General features: G+C 47.2%; 14 protein-coding genes and 1 riboswitch. Of the genes, 1 reads left to right on the forward strand and 13 read right to left on the reverse strand.

The window, feature by feature from the left end; translation table 11 throughout:
- Positions 1-43: 43 nt before the first annotated feature.
- From OCV59_RS01750 to metK, 12 genes are all read right to left on the reverse strand, one after another.
- Positions 44-2,533: a phosphatidylinositol-specific phospholipase C domain-containing protein gene (locus OCV59_RS01750; RefSeq protein WP_147592608.1), complete on the reverse strand. Its 2,490-nt coding sequence runs from the start codon at positions 2,531-2,533 to the stop codon at positions 44-46.
- 239 nt (positions 2,534-2,772) lie between these two features.
- On the reverse strand, positions 2,773-3,150 hold the full coding sequence (locus OCV59_RS01755) for an SdpI family protein (RefSeq protein ID WP_317239665.1): 378 nt from the start codon (positions 3,148-3,150) through the stop codon (positions 2,773-2,775).
- A gap of 10 nt (positions 3,151-3,160) precedes the next feature.
- On the reverse strand, positions 3,161-3,697 hold the full coding sequence (locus OCV59_RS01760) for an LOG family protein (RefSeq protein ID WP_147592610.1): 537 nt from the start codon (positions 3,695-3,697) through the stop codon (positions 3,161-3,163).
- Between the two features lie 199 nt (positions 3,698-3,896).
- Positions 3,897-4,274 carry a type II toxin-antitoxin system death-on-curing family toxin gene (locus OCV59_RS01765; RefSeq protein ID WP_147592611.1) on the reverse strand — a complete coding sequence of 126 codons (378 nt, stop codon included), beginning with the start codon at positions 4,272-4,274 and terminating at the stop codon, positions 3,897-3,899.
- Positions 4,271-4,513 (reverse strand): type II toxin-antitoxin system Phd/YefM family antitoxin, encoded by a 243-nt coding sequence (locus OCV59_RS01770; protein ID WP_147592612.1) that lies wholly within the window; start codon positions 4,511-4,513, stop codon positions 4,271-4,273. Before OCV59_RS01770 ends, OCV59_RS01765 begins: the two co-directional genes overlap by 4 nt.
- 242 nt (positions 4,514-4,755) lie before the next feature.
- On the reverse strand, positions 4,756-5,118 hold the full coding sequence (locus OCV59_RS01775; protein WP_147592941.1) for a type II toxin-antitoxin system HicB family antitoxin: 363 nt from the start codon (positions 5,116-5,118) through the stop codon (positions 4,756-4,758).
- A complete protein-coding gene (locus OCV59_RS01780; RefSeq protein WP_147592613.1) occupies positions 5,102-5,359 on the reverse strand; it encodes a type II toxin-antitoxin system HicA family toxin in 258 nt (85 codons plus the stop codon). Before OCV59_RS01780 ends, OCV59_RS01775 begins: the two co-directional genes overlap by 17 nt.
- Before the next feature lie 418 nt (positions 5,360-5,777).
- Positions 5,778-6,647 carry a KilA-N domain-containing protein gene (locus tag OCV59_RS01785; RefSeq protein ID WP_147592614.1) on the reverse strand — a complete coding sequence of 290 codons (870 nt, stop codon included), beginning with the start codon at positions 6,645-6,647 and terminating at the stop codon, positions 5,778-5,780.
- Positions 6,648-6,863: 216 nt separating this feature from the next.
- The gene (gene guaA, locus OCV59_RS01790) at positions 6,864-8,432 is read right to left on the reverse strand and encodes a glutamine-hydrolyzing GMP synthase (protein ID WP_147592615.1); all 1,569 of its coding nucleotides are present in this window, start codon (positions 8,430-8,432) and stop codon (positions 6,864-6,866) included.
- A 21-nt stretch (positions 8,433-8,453) separates the two neighbouring features.
- Positions 8,454-9,962, reverse strand: coding sequence for an IMP dehydrogenase (locus OCV59_RS01795; RefSeq protein ID WP_147592616.1), 1,509 nt, complete (start codon positions 9,960-9,962; stop codon positions 8,454-8,456).
- A 191-nt stretch (positions 9,963-10,153) separates the two neighbouring features.
- Positions 10,154-11,470, reverse strand: a complete 1,317-nt coding sequence (locus tag OCV59_RS01800) for an aspartate kinase (RefSeq protein ID WP_147592617.1) — start codon at positions 11,468-11,470, stop codon at positions 10,154-10,156.
- Between the two features lie 167 nt (positions 11,471-11,637).
- Entirely contained in the window at positions 11,638-12,831 is a 1,194-nt protein-coding gene (gene metK / locus OCV59_RS01805) for a methionine adenosyltransferase (protein WP_147592618.1), read from the reverse strand.
- Positions 12,832-13,251: 420 nt separating this feature from the next.
- Positions 13,252-13,377: riboswitch (SAM riboswitch) on the reverse strand.
- 264 nt (positions 13,378-13,641) lie between these two features.
- Between metK and OCV59_RS01810 the strand changes: the two genes are divergently transcribed.
- Positions 13,642-14,841 (forward strand): hypothetical protein, encoded by a 1,200-nt coding sequence (locus OCV59_RS01810; RefSeq protein ID WP_147592619.1) that lies wholly within the window; start codon positions 13,642-13,644, stop codon positions 14,839-14,841.
- Here the strand turns inward: OCV59_RS01810 and OCV59_RS01815 are convergent.
- The gene (locus OCV59_RS01815; RefSeq protein WP_262584046.1) at positions 14,825-15,907 is read right to left on the reverse strand and encodes a serine hydrolase domain-containing protein; all 1,083 of its coding nucleotides are present in this window, start codon (positions 15,905-15,907) and stop codon (positions 14,825-14,827) included. The genes OCV59_RS01810 and OCV59_RS01815 overlap by 17 nt on opposite strands.
- Positions 15,908-15,963 lie beyond the last annotated feature (56 nt).

Raw genomic sequence — 15,963 nt, forward strand, 5'->3', positions numbered from 1 at the left:
CTGCCCGCCGGATGCAAGCCTCACTCTAAAAGCGATCCCTGTCTCAGTTCTCCTTTCTGAGCCTTACTGCTGCCAGTGCTCCTAGCAGCGCCAGTACTGCGATCATCGCAGCAGCTGCAAGCACAGCCATATCTGTGCTGTCGGACGTATTTGCTCCGGATACACTGCCCTTCTTGTCCGCATCGGTCCGTCCGGCCGGAGTCTTCTGCTCAAAGCTCGTTATCGTCACGTCTTTTTCAATGCCCTGGAGCCTGTCGTCATCAGGGACGAATCTGAGCCGGAAAGTTCTGCCGCTCTTGAAATCTTCCAGTGTAGGAACATAGTCGCCTTCCTCGAATACCCATCTGCCTCCGCCGAGCTGACCTGCAAGCTTTGCATCAGAAAGCCTCTGTCCCTGACTGAGAGTTATGCTTTCCGGGAACACAGCCTTTGCAGTAAGAAAATCATTATCTTTGAGGTTTGTCTCGTAAATAAGTCTGCTCATCGGTCTGTCGACAAAGTTGAGCATGACCATACCGAGTCTGCGGTTGTCTATGTATCCGCTCTTGTCTTTGCCGAACTCGTCCGCGAAGAGCTGCGGGTTCAGATCCTTGGTGACGTTGAGCGGTATCCACTTGGAACAGCTTGTATAATTGAAAATCCAGGAGTCGGCCGGGATAGCGTGGGTCGTATCTGCGCCGGTCGTCTGAGCCATCGTTCCTTCTATATATTCGATCTTTCCGTTTGCATTTTCACTGTAGGCATCCTGCGCGTATACCGCTGTGCCGTACTGATCCTGGCCGTATATCTTTATCGCATATTTGGTATCTCCGTAAGAATGATCATCCCACTTCGACAGGTCTATTCCAAACCACCTTTCCTGAAGACCGTCGGCCGCCGGATCATATTTAGACTTATCGATCTCGTATCTTCTCAGGAACACGATCTTGCCGCGAGCCTCTTTTACCGATGGTATCTCATTACCCGTCCACACGTGGCATTCGTCGCCCTTGGCGACCTCAGCTTTGATGAAACTTGCCATCGCTTTCACCAGACCTACAGTACTTCCGTCATCAGGCTTTACCATCATGACGACAGTCTCCGTCGGATGTTCATCCAGGAACCTCACGCTTTCATTCAGGATGTTGTCGAGCGTAAGATCCGTTGCATCTCTGTTGCTGCAGTGCCACCTCTCATTGCCGTGGATGATTATTACATCTGACAACGCCGCATCATCCGACAATGCATTACAGCGGATATCGAAGCTTCTGACTCCTACATTCAGCTGTTCTTCATAATAGTACTTCTGACATGACGTGAACGAAACCTGTGGTATGCCATCCTCTACTATTGCTGCTGTCCCGGCGTCATGGCTGCCTGGCAGATTTACCGATGAAAGCACTGCATCGTCCGGAAGCTGTGCCATCCAGTCTTCAGAATAGTTATAGCTGATCTTGTCGCCGTCGCTGGCGAAAAACTCAACCTCAAAAGCCGTGCCGTCACTCGTCTGCGACAGCCACGGCAGACTCTGTCCATTACTGTCTATCTGTCCGTCATGTGCAAATTTGCCGGTACGTGCGCTCTGGATCTTGTAGCTGCCGTCTTCCTGTTTTATAAAGCGCCACAGGTTGCTCGTATTTCTGTTCTGGTCGTTGCTGTTATTGTCCCAAATATGTATCAGCTCATATTCGTCTCCACCCTGATTCCTGACATCCCATACTTTACCGCCTCCAAGATCGGCTTCGCCGTCTGTCAGCGCATATATTTTATATGCCTTGTATTTGTCTATCCACTCGATGGCCCATTTGCTGCTGGTACCCATAGTGTACATGTGGATAGCGCCACCTTTTAAGACTGTATCGCCGTTTCTGTTTAGAGCCTCTATCGTACCGGGTTTGAAGATCTCACAGTATGCTCTGCCTTCTTCGGTCTTCACCAGATCCTCGACCTCATCGCCGCTCTTCGGGATAACTGCAGGCGTTATGATCCATGCCTTTCTGTTTGCCTCTTTCGTCTGTATTATCTTGTCTCCATAGCTCGGCTTGCCGTTTTTGTCGGTATCTTCATAACCCATCCACAGGCCGCTGTTCCTGTTCTTTATATAATAGCTCTGATTGCCGTTGCTGTCTGTGCCTGCAGGGTAAAATGCAAACTGACGGTGGTTGTTGCCTTTTACTTTATTATCATTGGACTCCCACAGATGGAGGACTTTACCTTCATCCTTGCTCTTGTCTTCGATGTCTGCAAAAAGATCTGTGCCGCCGCTCTTTATGTGTTTTATTCCGTACCATCCATCTTCTACTTTGTCGAAGCGGAAGCTGCAGTTCATGCCTTCATTATCGTCAAGGTGTATCTCATTGCTTTTGAGCGCTTCACCATTGGCATTCCACCTGAATGCAGTGTTTTCCTGCAGCGTTATGTATTCGAGTTCTCCCGTCGGCATATCGGTCTCCGCGACTTCACTGTCTGCCGACACGTACCCTCCCGGGCTTATCAGGACCGTGCCGAGACCCAATACTATCGCCATAACTGCGATCATCACACGTCTTTTCATATTTCTCCTCCTGCCATGCTGTTCTCCATATGATCCCTTGTCATACGTTTCTAAAATCAACTCTAAATCTAAATGATTATATCACAAAATCCCCCTGTAGCAAACAAAAACACCGCCAGGATCCGCCTGACAGTGCTGGATTTTAGAATCAGTTCGAGATCCATTGTGCAGAAGGCGGTCCCTGCTTTCTTCCGCGTAAAAGTGCAGCGCTTCTCCCTTATCGCTCTGAGCTTGAGCTGTCACTGCATTTTCCTGCGTCCGTCATCTGCAAATTCCCGCTTCAGAGCTTTTTCAGTCGGAAAGATCGATGCGATCAGGATCGTGCATTCGATTATACAGATCACCAGTCCCATCACGCTTATCGCCGCATCCGTGGCGCCGTACATCGGTATCTGTACCAGCACTGTCGGTATCAGCATGATCCATCCTGTTTTCCACCATCGCCTGCCGCAGTTTTGATTTGCAAAGCTCCAGGTTTCGGCATTTCTCATGGATCGGCTCGTCCTGTATCCGATGAACGAATTTATCTTCTTCGGACAGTGCTTCCACATCAGCCATCCGCCGGCGATCATCACGACCGAATATATCATATTGCAGATGAACATAAACCACCACATAGGCATTTCATCAGCTCCTTTCCAAAAGCGTTTTGATCTCCTCAAGATTCTCCGCAAAACAGATGCCCTGCTGTTTTTCTTCTGAAGAAAGGCCCATATGTATCATATGTTCCAGCAGCTTTTTCAAGCCGTCATAATATCCATTGAGATCATATAAAATGCACGGTGCGTCAAGCTGCCGCAGTGAACGCTTTGACATGATCTCCGTGATCTCCTCCAGTGTTCCGGTCCCTCCGGGGAAAGCTATGAAGGCATCCCCAAGCTGTATCATTTTCGCCTTTCGCGCTGCCATGTCCTCCGTCACTATCAGCTCTGTCAGGCCTTCGTACTGAAGGTCTTCATCTATGAAAAACTGCGGTTCTACACCAGTAACCCGGCCGCCTGCGTCCAGCACGCTTTTCGCCAGCAGCCCCATAAGGCCTGTCCTCGACCCGCCATACACCAGCGAGTTTCCGCTTTCCCCGATCCAGGTCCCCAGCTCCTGTACAGCATGTTTCAAAGCCGGATCCCTGCCTTCGGTCGATCCTAGATATACGGTTATGTTCATGAGAGAGTCCTCCTTTGGCTCTTGAGCTAATATTTTTTCTTTAGTCTAAAAAGAAAACCCTTGTATTTCAACGATACCTTCTTAACTCTTAGACTAAAATATAATCGCTTGAACTGATTTAGCTCATTTTAAAAATCCAAATGTCTATAAAATGCATTACCTATAAACGCTTATTAATCGAAAACATACAGATCTTTGATTATGCCTGATGCTGCAATATCCACTCCAACAGTCCCTGCGCATGGATTTTTCCACTTGCCACCTGAAGAATAACATCAATCAGTTCCTCCTGCGTATAGCTCAGTTCAATTCCATTGATTGCCAGAAAAACTAACATTACATGAGCACCGATTCTCTTATTTCCGTCTACGAATGGATGATTACTGACCAGACCAAATCCCAACTGTGCTGCTTTTGCCTGCAAAGAAGGATACAGGTATTTCCCTCCAAACGTAGCAAATGGTGTATTCAATGCAGAGTCAAGAAGTCCCTGATCCCGAACTCCTGCGGTCCCTCCGAATTCCCTCAGCAGTGCATCATGCAGCTCCAGTACCTGTTCACTGCTCAGCCTTCTCATTTTGCCAGCACCTCATATGCATGCTTATTTTTTACCATAAGACGCTTTGAAATCTCTTGTATATCTTCATCTTCTGCAAGCTGTTCCGCTTCCAATTGGTTGAACTCCATGAGGATATAGCGCGGTACATTATTCTTTAAAATGATTGCTGCTCCGTTTTCATCAACCATTCTTGCAACACGCGAAAAATTCTGATTTGCATCTGTGATGGAAACCAGATTATCTGTATTGATCATCATATTTATCGCCTCCTTTATCTATATAGTAGCACGTTTTAGGATAAATTCAACCTATTTATTGAGCATGAAATATAATACTTACATTAATTATTATATTGAAAATTCTACAACTGCTACAATGTACTCCAAAACATAATCATAGATCTGGATCTTCCGGTATGATCTTTTTTACAGATTATAGAGATAGTAAAATCCCGAATCGTTGATTTTTCAACAGATTCGGGATATATTTTTCTCAGGCTTTATTTTGAATATACTGCGTCATTTCTGGACAGAAGATACACACAATACTGATTCATGCTGATCCCCTCTCTCTGAGAATGCTCTGCCAGTGACCTGTGCAGACTTCGTGGAATTCTCAATTTAAACTGTCCAGAATAATCTTCCAAACTATCCGGCTCATGAATTTCTATACCTTCTTCCAGCGCTGCTTCAAGCCATGTTTTTTTTGCATCCAGCGCATTTGCTACTGCACTTTCTACGGTTTCGCCACAAGTAATGCATCCAGGCAAATCCGGATAAGAAACCACAAATCCGCCTTCATCCTTGTCCTCCACAATTTCCATACGATAGGACATTGCCATATAATCATTCAGCGTCTTCATCATTCTTCGCCTCACTTTCTACAATCTGCCTTACCATTTCCACATATACTTTTTTAATCGGTTCGTGTTTTGGGATCGTAATTGGCATACAACCTTGCTTTCTGAAAGTGTAATGACTACTTCCACTTCTTGGTGCATTCATTTCATATCCGTAGCTTTCCAATACCTTCCGTAACTCATTAAATCGAAGATCGTTCGATAAATTACATATACGTGTTATCAGTTTATCCCATTTTGACATTCCTATACCCCTTATCTATATTATATGTGGTGTCATATACGGTGTCAATCATTTTATATGTAGAACGGTTTAAAACAGAAGAACTCATTATATCACGCAAACCAGCTCATCTACACAAGATGCGTCAAAAATGCGTCAAACCAAAAACTCAAAAATCCCGAACCATTGAAATTTCAACAGGTTCGGGATTTATTTTCTTAAAATCGTTTATTCAAACTCGACAATTACTAATCAATTTTGTTTAGAGATTATTTGTTGCCGTATTTGTTTTTCTTTCGATTTTTTGATTTATCCATATTATCCTGCCTATATGGGCTAATGTTATCAGTTTGTTATCGCTGTTGATAACACTCTCTCCGTAACTGTGGATAATAGCAATATGTTACGATTCAGATTATAAGCGAGTTTGCTTAGGAAATCAACCATTTGTTTCTGTATCTTCAATAAGATTTTTCTTTAGTGCCTCTATCGTATCTTGGTTCTTTCTTAAAAGTTCTAATTGCCTGTACGCTTTTTCTCTTAATATTTTCAGCCTTTCAATTTTAGGTACTTCCTGTCTTATCAGGTCTGCATTTGTATCTTCCAGATTGATAAGCACAACCAATTCTTCCGCTGAAGCAAAATCTCGGATATTAGGAGTTTTCCCTTTTATTCCTTTTTCACTTCTCCACTGTGCTGCTGTTTTTCCAAACAAAGCCATATTTAGAATATCTGCTTCTGAAGCATATGTATATGCCATTTCCTGCGGAGATAGTGTGGGAGTTATCAAGAATTCTTTTACTGCATCTGTATGGATACGATAATTTATTTTTGAAAGTTCTCTCTTTACATCCCACCCAATCGCTAACCGATCTGCTTCGTCTTTCTTTAGTCGCTGATAATCTTTGATGATATAAAGCTTAAATTCCGGCGAAATCCATGAAGCAAACTCAAACGCTATATCCGTATGAGCATAAGTGCCGCCATATCGTCCTGATTTTGATACGATACCAATTGCATCTGTGGCTTTTATCCACTGCTGTGGTGTCAACGTAAAAGCATTATCTCCCGACTCTGCTTTAAACCTATCGAATTCGATAGGTTTAAAATTAGGATTGTGAATCTGTTCCCACAATCCTAAGAATGAAATTGTAGAATAGTTACGCATCCAATTGGCAACTACAATAAAAGCATTATCCGGATTTTTATATTTAGCAATATCTGTAAGCGAAATGTATGCTTCCTCATTAACAACATCGCCCATTACTCTGATTTCTGTTCCGTTAGCATCTATTTTCATATTCTTCATATTTTCTCTTCACCCCCTCATGTTATTTTTCAAATATACTCTATACTTGTGCTACAAGTATAGCACACACCATCTCTTAAACAAATCCGCAGTTAAAATTTTACGTTAGTAATAAATTTCAATGTCTATTTCCTTGAAATACAACATAATAAAAATACAGCAGGCAATCCTATAGACTACCTGCCATATAAAATACTCTGTGTAAAATTTTCAAACTCACTCCAGTTCTATCGTCCCCGGCGGTTTCCCCGTGCAGTCGTACATCACGCGGTTGACGTGCTTTACTTCGTTGACGATCCTCGTAGTGACCTTGTCGATTACTTCCCACGGCAGGTGAGCCGCTTCAGCGGTCATGAAGTCGCTTGTCAGCACTGCGCGCAGTGCGACAGCATAGTCGTAAGTCCTGAAGTCACCCATGACTCCGACGCTTCGCATATTCGTCAGCGCCGCAAAGTACTGACCCAGTGTGCCTTCCTCACCGTATTTCGGTATCAGACCGGCATCCATCGCAGCCGCGATCTCCTCACGGTAGATCGCATCGGCATCCTGCACGATCTTTACCTTTTCCTCAGTGACCTCACCGACGATCCTCACGCCGAGACCCGGTCCCGGGAACGGCTGACGGAACACCAGATATTCAGGTATGCCCAGCTCAAGACCCGCTTTTCGCACTTCATCCTTGAACAGCATCCTGAGAGGCTCTATGATCTCCTTGAAATCAACGTGATCAGGCAGACCTCCGACATTGTGATGCGACTTTATCACAGCAGACTTGCCGAGGCCGGACTCGATCACATCCGGATATATCGTGCCCTGCACCAGGAAGTCCACAGCGCCGATCTTTTTCGCTTCTTCCTCGAATACACGGATAAATTCCTCGCCGATGAGCTTCCTCTTCTGCTCAGGTTCAGACACACCTGCGAGCTTTTCATAAAAACGCTGCTGCGCATTGACCCTCACGAAATTCAGGTCATATTCGCCGTCAGGCCCGAAAACAGCCTCGACCTCGTCGCCCTCGTTCTTTCTCAGAAGACCGTGGTCAACGAACACACATGTGAGCTGCCTGCCTACCGCCTTTGACATCAGCACCGCCGCAACAGATGAATCGACTCCGCCCGAAAGCGCACACAGCACCTTTCCGGAGCCTACCTTTTCTCTGATAGCCTTTATCGTATCGTCTACAAACGATCCCATCTGCCAGTCACCGCTGCATCCGCACACATCTCTTACGAATGCACCGAGCATCTTCATGCCCTCCACAGTGTGCATCACCTCCGGATGAGGCTGCAGTGCGTAGATCTTCCTCTCACGGTTTTCCATAGCCGCGATCGGGCATACCAGCGTGTGCGCCGTTACTGTAAAGCCTTCAGGCGCCTGGCTTATATAATCGGTATGGCTCATCCAGCAGATCGTTTTATCCGCAACATCTGCAAAGAGCCCGCCCTTGTCATCTATCTCAACTTCTGTCCTGCCGTATTCGCTGACAGGCGCAGTCTCCACCTTGCCTCCCAGCTGATGCGCGATCAGCTGCGCGCCGTAGCAGATCCCGAGCACAGGCACGCCCATGTCGTAGATCTCTTTTGAATACTGAGGCGAATCATCACCGTAAACACTGTTCGGACCACCGGTGAAAATGATCCCCTTCGGAGCCGCCGCTTTCAGCTCCTCGATGCTCATCGTGTAAGGATGCACTTCACAGTAAACGTTGCACTCCCTGACACGTCTGGCGATCAGCTGATTGTACTGCCCTCCGAAATCCAGAACTATAATTTTTTCATGTTCCATATATCAAAATCCTTCTCTCTTCTATCTCTTGCTGCTTCCCGATGTATCCTTCAGGATAACGTCATGCGCTCCGCCTTCCACGATACTTGTCGCAGAAACGACCGTGAGCTTTGCATTCCTCTGAAGATCAGGAATAGTCATGAGTCCGCAGTTGCACATAGTCGACTTCACCTTCTGCAGTGACTGCCTTACATTGTCGCTGAGCGGTCCCGCATAAGGCACATACGAGTCGACACCTTCCTCGAACGAAAGCTTGCTGTCACCGCCCATGTCGTAACGCTGCCAGTTTCTCGCTCTGTTCGAGCCTTCTCCCCAGTACTCCTTGACATAACTTCCGTTTATGTTGAGCTTTGCTGTAGGCGACTCGTCAAATCTCGAGAAATATCTTCCGAGCATCAGGAAGTCCGCGCCCATTGCCAGCGCCAGCGTCATGTGATAGTCGTAAACGATGCCGCCGTCCGAACAGATCGGCACATACACACCGGTCCTGCGGTAATAATCGTCTCTGGCCTTTGCGACCTCGATGACCGCAGAAGCCTGTCCCCTGCCGATACCCTTCTGCTCTCTCGTGATACATATCGAACCGCCGCCGATGCCGACCTTTACGAAATCAGCTCCGGAATCAGCCAGGAAGTTGAAACCTTCTCTGTCCACGACGTTTCCCGCACCGATCTTCACGCTGTCGCCGTACTTTTCACGCACGAAATCAAGCGTGATCTTCTGCCATTCAGTGAAGCCCTCGGATGAATCTATGCAGAGCACATCAGCACCGGCTTCGACCAGCGCCGGGATCCTTTCCGCATAATCCCTCGTGTTCACGCCGGCTCCCACGACATATCTCTTGTGCTCGTCCAGCAGTTCGTCAGGATAAGCCTTGTGAGTATCGTAGTCCTTTCGGAATACAAAGTATGCAAGTCTCTGATTTTCATCTACTATAGGCAGTGCGTTGAGTTTGTTGTCCCACAGCATGTCGTTGGCCTCTGACAGCGTGATGCCCTCCTTGGCATACACGAGCTTGTCGAACGGAGTCATGAAATTGCAGACTTTTTCATCGAGCGGAGTCCTGCTGATACGGTAGTCTCTGCTCGTAACGAGTCCTATCATCCTGCCCTCAGGAGTTCCGTCCTCAGTTACAGCAGTTGTCGAATGTCCTGTCCTTCCCTTCAGTTCGAGCAGCTCGGCCAGCGTCTGATCCGGCCTGATATTGGCGTCGCTCCTTACGAATCCGGCCTTGTGCGACTTTACCTTGCGCACCATTTCAGCCTGACTTTCGATGCTCTGTGATCCGTAAATAAATGAAATGCCGCCTTCCTTTGCAAGAGCTATGGCAAGCCTGTCACCTGAAACGGCCTGCATCACCGCTGACACGAGAGGGATATTCATGCTTATCGCGGGTTCCTCCCCTTTTTTGAATCTCACGACCGGAGTTTTCAGTGATACGTTGTCCACTCTGCACTCTGTCGAAGAGTATCCCGGTACTAAAAGATATTCGTTAAACGTTCTTGATGGTTCGTCAAAAATATATGCCATGGTTACCTCCTGCTTTCACTATCTACTTCAAACTATAATATTACATTTTATCGCAAAACGCGCTGTTTTACAATTTTAATTTCATTATTTCCGTAAATCTTTTCGCTTCCGAAAATGTCAAGTGATATTTGCATAAAAGCCCCGGTGCCCGGGTCCCTTGATTTCCCTGGCATCGAGGCTTTCTATGTACTTTACGATACGAATGCTTCGTATATCGCTTTTATGGCTTTTTCAAAATCTTTGTTCTCGACTCCGACGATTATGTTCATCTCGCTCGAGCCCTGGTCGATCATCCTGATGTTGATCTTTTCCTTTGCAAGTGCTGTGAACAGTGCTGCCGATACGCCTGTTCTCGATGACATGCCGTGACCTACTGTCGCGATCAGTGCCATGTCTTCGAATACTTCGATGGTATCAGGCTTGAGCTGACGTGTGAATTCCTCCACAATCTCATCGAGCCTGCCGTCGATCACGTTGTTTTCGAGGACTACCGACAGAGTGTCTATACCACTCGGGATATGCTCGATAGGCACATCGAAATCCTCGAGTATGCCGGTCATCTTTCTGATAAATCCTCTTTCGCTGCTCATCAGGTTCTTGTACATCGCGATAACAGTGAAGTCCTTGCTTCCTGCGATACCTGCGATGATCTGTCCGTCTTCCAGCTTCGCAGGTTCTGCGGTGATTATCGTGCCCGGATCTTCAGGTCTGTTCGTGTTCCTGATGTTGATCGGGATATTCGCAACTCTTGCAGGATAGATCGCATCCTCATGCAGGACCGATGCTCCCATATATGAAAGCTCTCTCAGCTCTTTGTACGAAACCGTGCTTATCGGCTTAGGGTCCTTGACGATCCTCGGGTCTGCCATCAGGAAGCCCGATACGTCCGTCCAGTTCTCATACATGTCTGCACCTACCGCTCTCGCTATGATCGAACCTGTGATGTCCGAACCGCCTCTTGAGAACGTCTTTACAGAGCCGTCGATCTTCGAGCCGTAAAAGCCCGGGATAACAGCTTTCTCATGATTTGCAAGCTCCTTTTTGATAGCCTTGTCTGTAAGCTCTTCCATGAACCTGCCTTTTTCATCGAATTTGACAATCTTTGCAGCATCCACGAAATCGTAGCCCAGATATGAAGCGATTATCATCGCATTGAGGTATTCACCTCTGCTGGCAATGTAGTCTGCCGATGCTCCCGCTTCAAGGTTTCTCTTGATCTCTTCGAATTCATGCTCGAGATCTATATCGACATCCAGATTGACCTCTACAGCCATGAAGCGGTCGCAGATCACCTGGAATATCTGTTCATAAGGGATTTTATGCTCGATATGGGTCTTGCAAAGATACAGAAGATCGGTGACTTTGCTGTCCTCGGAAAATCTCTTTCCCGGCGCAGAAACCACGACGTACTTTATATCCCCGTCATTCTCGATAATATTTCGGATCTTCTCTATCTGTAAAGCATCCGCTACTGACGAACCTCCGAATTTTGCAACTTTAACTCCCATTTCTAAAAAAATCTCCTTTCATTTTTCTTTCACAACATCAGCATGCCGTCTGAAGTCCTGACATGCCGATCGCCCCGCGGCTCTGTTATGCTGCACCATGAAACCCCGGCATACCGGCCGGCTGCAGCCTTTACATACCTGAATACCGCAGGCAGCCACGCACACTTTTAAGCTTCAAACGCAGCCTTGAGTGCCTCTGCCTTGTCTGTCTTTTCCCACGGCACATCTATATCTGTCCTGCCGAAGTGACCGTATGCGGCAACCTGCCTGTAGATAGGTCTTCTGAGGTCCAGATTCTTTATTATTGCTGCCGGTCTGAGGTCGAAATTCTCTGCTACGATATCTGCGAGCTTTTCGTCCGAGACCCTGCCTGTGCCGAAGGAATCCACGAATATAGATACCGGTCTTGCCACGCCGATCGCATACGCGAGCTGTATCTCGCACTTGTCTGCAAGTCCTGCCGCAACGAGGTTCTTGGCAACGTATCTTGCTGCATATGCGCCTGAACGGTCCACCTTTGTAGGGTCTTTGCCGCTGAAAGCGCCACCGCCGTGTCTCGAATATCCACCGTAAGTGTCGACGATGAGCTTCCTGCCTGTAAGTCCCGAGTCTCCGTGCGGTCCGCCTATAACGAATCTGCCTGTCGGGTTGATGAAGTACTTCGTGTCATCGTCAAGAAGCGATGCATCGACAACCGGTTTGATCACGTGTTCCATCAGGTCTGCTCTGATCTGCGCCAGTTCCACGTCCGGATCGTGCTGTGTGGAAATAACTATCGTATCTATCCTCTTTACTTTATCATCTTCGTACTCAACTGTCACCTGTGTTTTTCCGTCTGGGCGCAAATATTTTAAAGTTTCGTTCTTTCTTACCTCTGTCAGCCTTCTTGCGAGCTTGTGTGCGAGGGATATCGGCATCGGCATGAGCTCAGGCGTCTCGTTGCACGCATAGCCGAACATCATTCCCTGGTCTCCCGCGCCGGTCTCGTCAGCCAGGTCTGCTTCGTCCGGAAGCTCTCCGTCCTTGTACTCAAGTGCCTTGTCGACGCCCATTGCTATATCGGATGACTGTTCGTCTATCGCTGTAAGCACTGCACACACATTTCCGTCAAATCCGTATTCGCTGTGGTCGTAGCCTATGTCGCGAATGACATCTCTTGCGATCTTCTGGATGTCGATGTAGCACTCTGTGCTGATCTCGCCCATTACCATCGCATATCCTGTATTTACCGTAGTTTCCGCAGCAACTCTTCCCATCGGGTCCTTCTCCAGGATCGCATCTACTACCGCGTCAGAAATCTGATCGCATATTTTATCGGGATGCCCCTCTGTAACTGATTCAGATGTAAATAATTTCTTCATTCTTACTTTCTTACCTCCATTTTTTAACTAATCCGTAATACCTTGCTGTTGATCTCGCGGTCGAGCTGCGTGGCAGCTCATTTTGCGGTAAAATTGCACTGCAGCCGGGCTCCTTTCAGTCCCCCGGACTGCGCAATTCTCGCGTTTGAGCTGCGCGCCAAATCTCGCAGTCGCTTTCTGCCAAATCAGAGATTTGGGAAAGCTTTGCATGAGACCTTCCGCGAAATCAAAGATTTCGGGATAGGGCTTCAAGATTTGGGCAGCTCATTTTGCGGTAAAATTGCACTGCAGCCGGACTCCCTCCAGTCCCCCGGACTGCGCAATTCTCGCGTTTGAGCTGCGCGCCAAATCAAAGATTTGGGCAGCTCATAAAAAAAATCTCTTTCTGAATCATGAAAGAGATATGTTTCAACGTTTCTTCCCTCATCTTTCAGAATAATTCTGTAGGATTTAGCACCATCTATCTCTGTATGCAGCGTCTGCTGCCGCAAAGATAAGGTTGCCGGGCTTCTTCGGGCCTAGTCCCTCCACCGCTCTTAATAAGGATCTATTAAGTTTACTTTACTATTATATATCAAATCTTTTTTCTGTCAAGTAGTTTAAACTAACTTGTGTATTTCTCTTTGCAGACTAACTCTTGCATTTCTCTCTGAAGCGCCTTCTATACTCCTTTAAAAGCACAATGCGCGACCGTTATCGATCACCGGGCCTCATTTTTTCCCGACTTGTATTTTTCTCGAAATAAGGTATACTTTCTTTAAAAGAAGCATTATTAATGTTAACACAATATTTAAAAACGAGGTATCCGATTTGAGCAGACCTGAACTTACTGTCATAGAGGGCGGATTATCCGTTCCCGTAAGCAAAAGAGAAAAATATTTTGTATCAGCCTATGTGACTGACACCAGACTCATGGGCGTACTTTCGATATACGCAAGATGGCGCCTTTCCGGAAGCAGCGACACAGAAGCTGATCTTCACCAGTTCTTCTATATCGACTGTGAAGAGATGGGGCTGGAAACCTACAAGAGCATCATAGGAAACGACAGCGATGAACTGAGCTATATAGAGCAGGCGCTGATGGGCGGTCTCGGCGCAAAAAAAATAGATCTTGCCGAACGTCATCTTCGCGGCCTGCTGACCTATTACAAAAAATTCAATGAGCACAACAAGCTCCCCCTTCCCGAAAACTACGAGGAATACAGCTTTATTTTCGAACCCGAGACCACACTGTCGCAGGACGAAGCCAGACTCATCATGCACAGGATATGCGGCGAGATCACGTCAGATTACCAGGCCATCAACTATTTTCTGATGAGATGTTTCGGCAGAGACCATATAGGCGCTGCCTACCTCGCAGAAAAAGGAGTGCCGCTTGACATATATGACAACTACAAACAGGCGACTTTCTGCAAAAATGTGATCGACCGCGACCACGTGTACGAAGACGGTGCAGTTTCATATCTGTGCGAATCACTGATAGAGCACAACAGCAGCTATGAGACCGTGATAACAAAAGTGGTAGTGAAAGACCTGAGGATCGCGGCAGTCACTCACTGCTCTGGCTTTGCGGTAAGCTCCGCAGAAGCGGCGATGATGCTCGCGAAACCCGAATTCGTGACGGTCTACGAAGTGCTGCTTTCCGAGGAAGACATGGAAAACAACATTGGTGAACTCACCGTCAACCTCAATACGGTGATGTCGTCCCACGAAAACGGCCGCATGTTCATGGCGTTCAAAAAAAACAACGACCATGTGAACAGCCGCGTTTTCCGTCTCAGTAACGACGTAAAGGGCGTATACTTCCTGACTGACTACGGTCAGCTCATAGCGTCAGCATACACCCTTTCTGATATACGTTTTATGGAGAACAAACTCAAGGCAAGCCCTCTGGCGCCATTCCTGATGACTACCGCCAAGTACGAATTCAAGGAACCTGTCCTGTTCGAATTCATCCAGAGCGGATTCGAGGATTTCGATGAGTTTCTCGATTTTATAAGATATGAATAAGCTCTGCGAACAGCGTCTTGCTTATTCTCTTTACCGGAGCGGCCGAGACATTTGACAGTACAGTGATCGTCAGGTCATGCTCCGGACATATCCAGAAGCTTGCTCTGAAGCCGATATCCGTACCTTCGTGTCCCATCAGATGACAGCCTTCCTGTTCTCTCATGAACCAGCCGAGGCCCATCTTTTCACCGTTGTTAGGAACTACCGCATACTCCTTCCACATCGTCTCATATGTCTCGTTCGAGAAAGCCTTTCTGTCGAGATTGAACCTTCCCCACTTGAGCATGTCGCCTACGTTTGTCGTAAGAGTCGAGCTCGGTGCATGCTGTCTGCTGTATGGATAGTACTTCGCCAGTATGAAATTCCTGTTTTCATCTCTCTCGTACGGCATAGCCATCCCCAGCTTGTCTATATCCTCAAACTCCAGGCTGCCGCCGGTCCTTTCCACGGTAAGAACAGTCGTATTGTCCATGCCTGCCGGCTTGAAGCAGTTTTCCTTTATGAACTCGTCGAAGAGCTGACCTGAAACTTCCTCTATGATTATTCCCAGCAGCTCATATGCGATGCTGCTGTACATGAAGCCGTTCGTTCCCGGCTCCCACAGCATGTTTCGCCTGCACACTTCTTCATGGAAAGCGTAGTTTCTCAGTGCATCAGGGTTTATCACCTTGTCGCCCCACTTCCACTCCCAGTCCTCTACAGGAACATCGTGCATGCCGGCAGTGTGGCTCAGCAGCTGATAAACTCTTACATCTTTACTTCTCTCGTCCTGCATCTTGAGAAAAGGCAGCAGGTCCACCATCCTATCGTTGAGATCGATCTTCTTCTGATCCACGAGCTTCATGATGCCCATCGCCGTGAACATCTTCGAAACCGATGCGCAGTGGAACACGTCAGTATCTTTGAGCGGATCCTTCGTGAAGAAGTTCCTGTATCCTCTGGCCGCCGTGTAGGAAACATCCCCCACGCTCACTCCGACCTGCACGCCCGGCACATCATAGATGTCCATCACCTTATCCATGAAATTTTCACATAAGTTATTGAATTTTGCTTTTTCTACAGCCATTATCGTATTTTCCCTCCTAATCATGCAGGGGATATTTTTCGTGCAAAGCGCCCGCT

Source organism: Brotomerdimonas butyrica, assembly GCF_025567305.1.
GTDB classification, from domain to species: domain Bacteria; phylum Bacillota; class Clostridia; order Peptostreptococcales; family Anaerovoracaceae; genus Lentihominibacter; species Lentihominibacter butyricus.

Coding starts and splice junctions, on each gene's coding strand:
- OCV59_RS01760 (WP_147592610.1), bottom strand. CDS start 3,697: ATGAACATAACCGTATATCTAGGATCGACCGAAGGCAGGGATCCGGCT.
- guaA (WP_147592615.1), bottom strand. CDS start 8,432: ATGGAACATGAAAAAATTATAGTTCTGGATTTCGGAGGGCAGTACAAT.
- OCV59_RS01775 (WP_147592941.1), bottom strand. CDS start 5,118: ATGAAGACGCTGAATGATTATATGGCAATGTCCTATCGTATGGAAATT.
- OCV59_RS01770 (WP_147592612.1), bottom strand. CDS start 4,513: ATGATGATCAATACAGATAATCTGGTTTCCATCACAGATGCAAATCAG.
- OCV59_RS01750 (WP_147592608.1), bottom strand. CDS start 2,533: ATGAAAAGACGTGTGATGATCGCAGTTATGGCGATAGTATTGGGTCTC.
- OCV59_RS01755 (WP_317239665.1), bottom strand. CDS start 3,150: ATGTGGTGGTTTATGTTCATCTGCAATATGATATATTCGGTCGTGATG.
- metK (WP_147592618.1), bottom strand. CDS start 12,831: ATGAAGAAATTATTTACATCTGAATCAGTTACAGAGGGGCATCCCGAT.
- OCV59_RS01800 (WP_147592617.1), bottom strand. CDS start 11,470: ATGGGAGTTAAAGTTGCAAAATTCGGAGGTTCGTCAGTAGCGGATGCT.
- OCV59_RS01765 (WP_147592611.1), bottom strand. CDS start 4,274: ATGAGAAGGCTGAGCAGTGAACAGGTACTGGAGCTGCATGATGCACTG.
- OCV59_RS01795 (WP_147592616.1), bottom strand. CDS start 9,962: ATGGCATATATTTTTGACGAACCATCAAGAACGTTTAACGAATATCTT.
- OCV59_RS01780 (WP_147592613.1), bottom strand. CDS start 5,359: ATGTCAAAATGGGATAAACTGATAACACGTATATGTAATTTATCGAAC.
- OCV59_RS01815 (WP_262584046.1), bottom strand. CDS start 15,907: ATGGCTGTAGAAAAAGCAAAATTCAATAACTTATGTGAAAATTTCATG.
- OCV59_RS01785 (WP_147592614.1), bottom strand. CDS start 6,647: ATGAAGAATATGAAAATAGATGCTAACGGAACAGAAATCAGAGTAATG.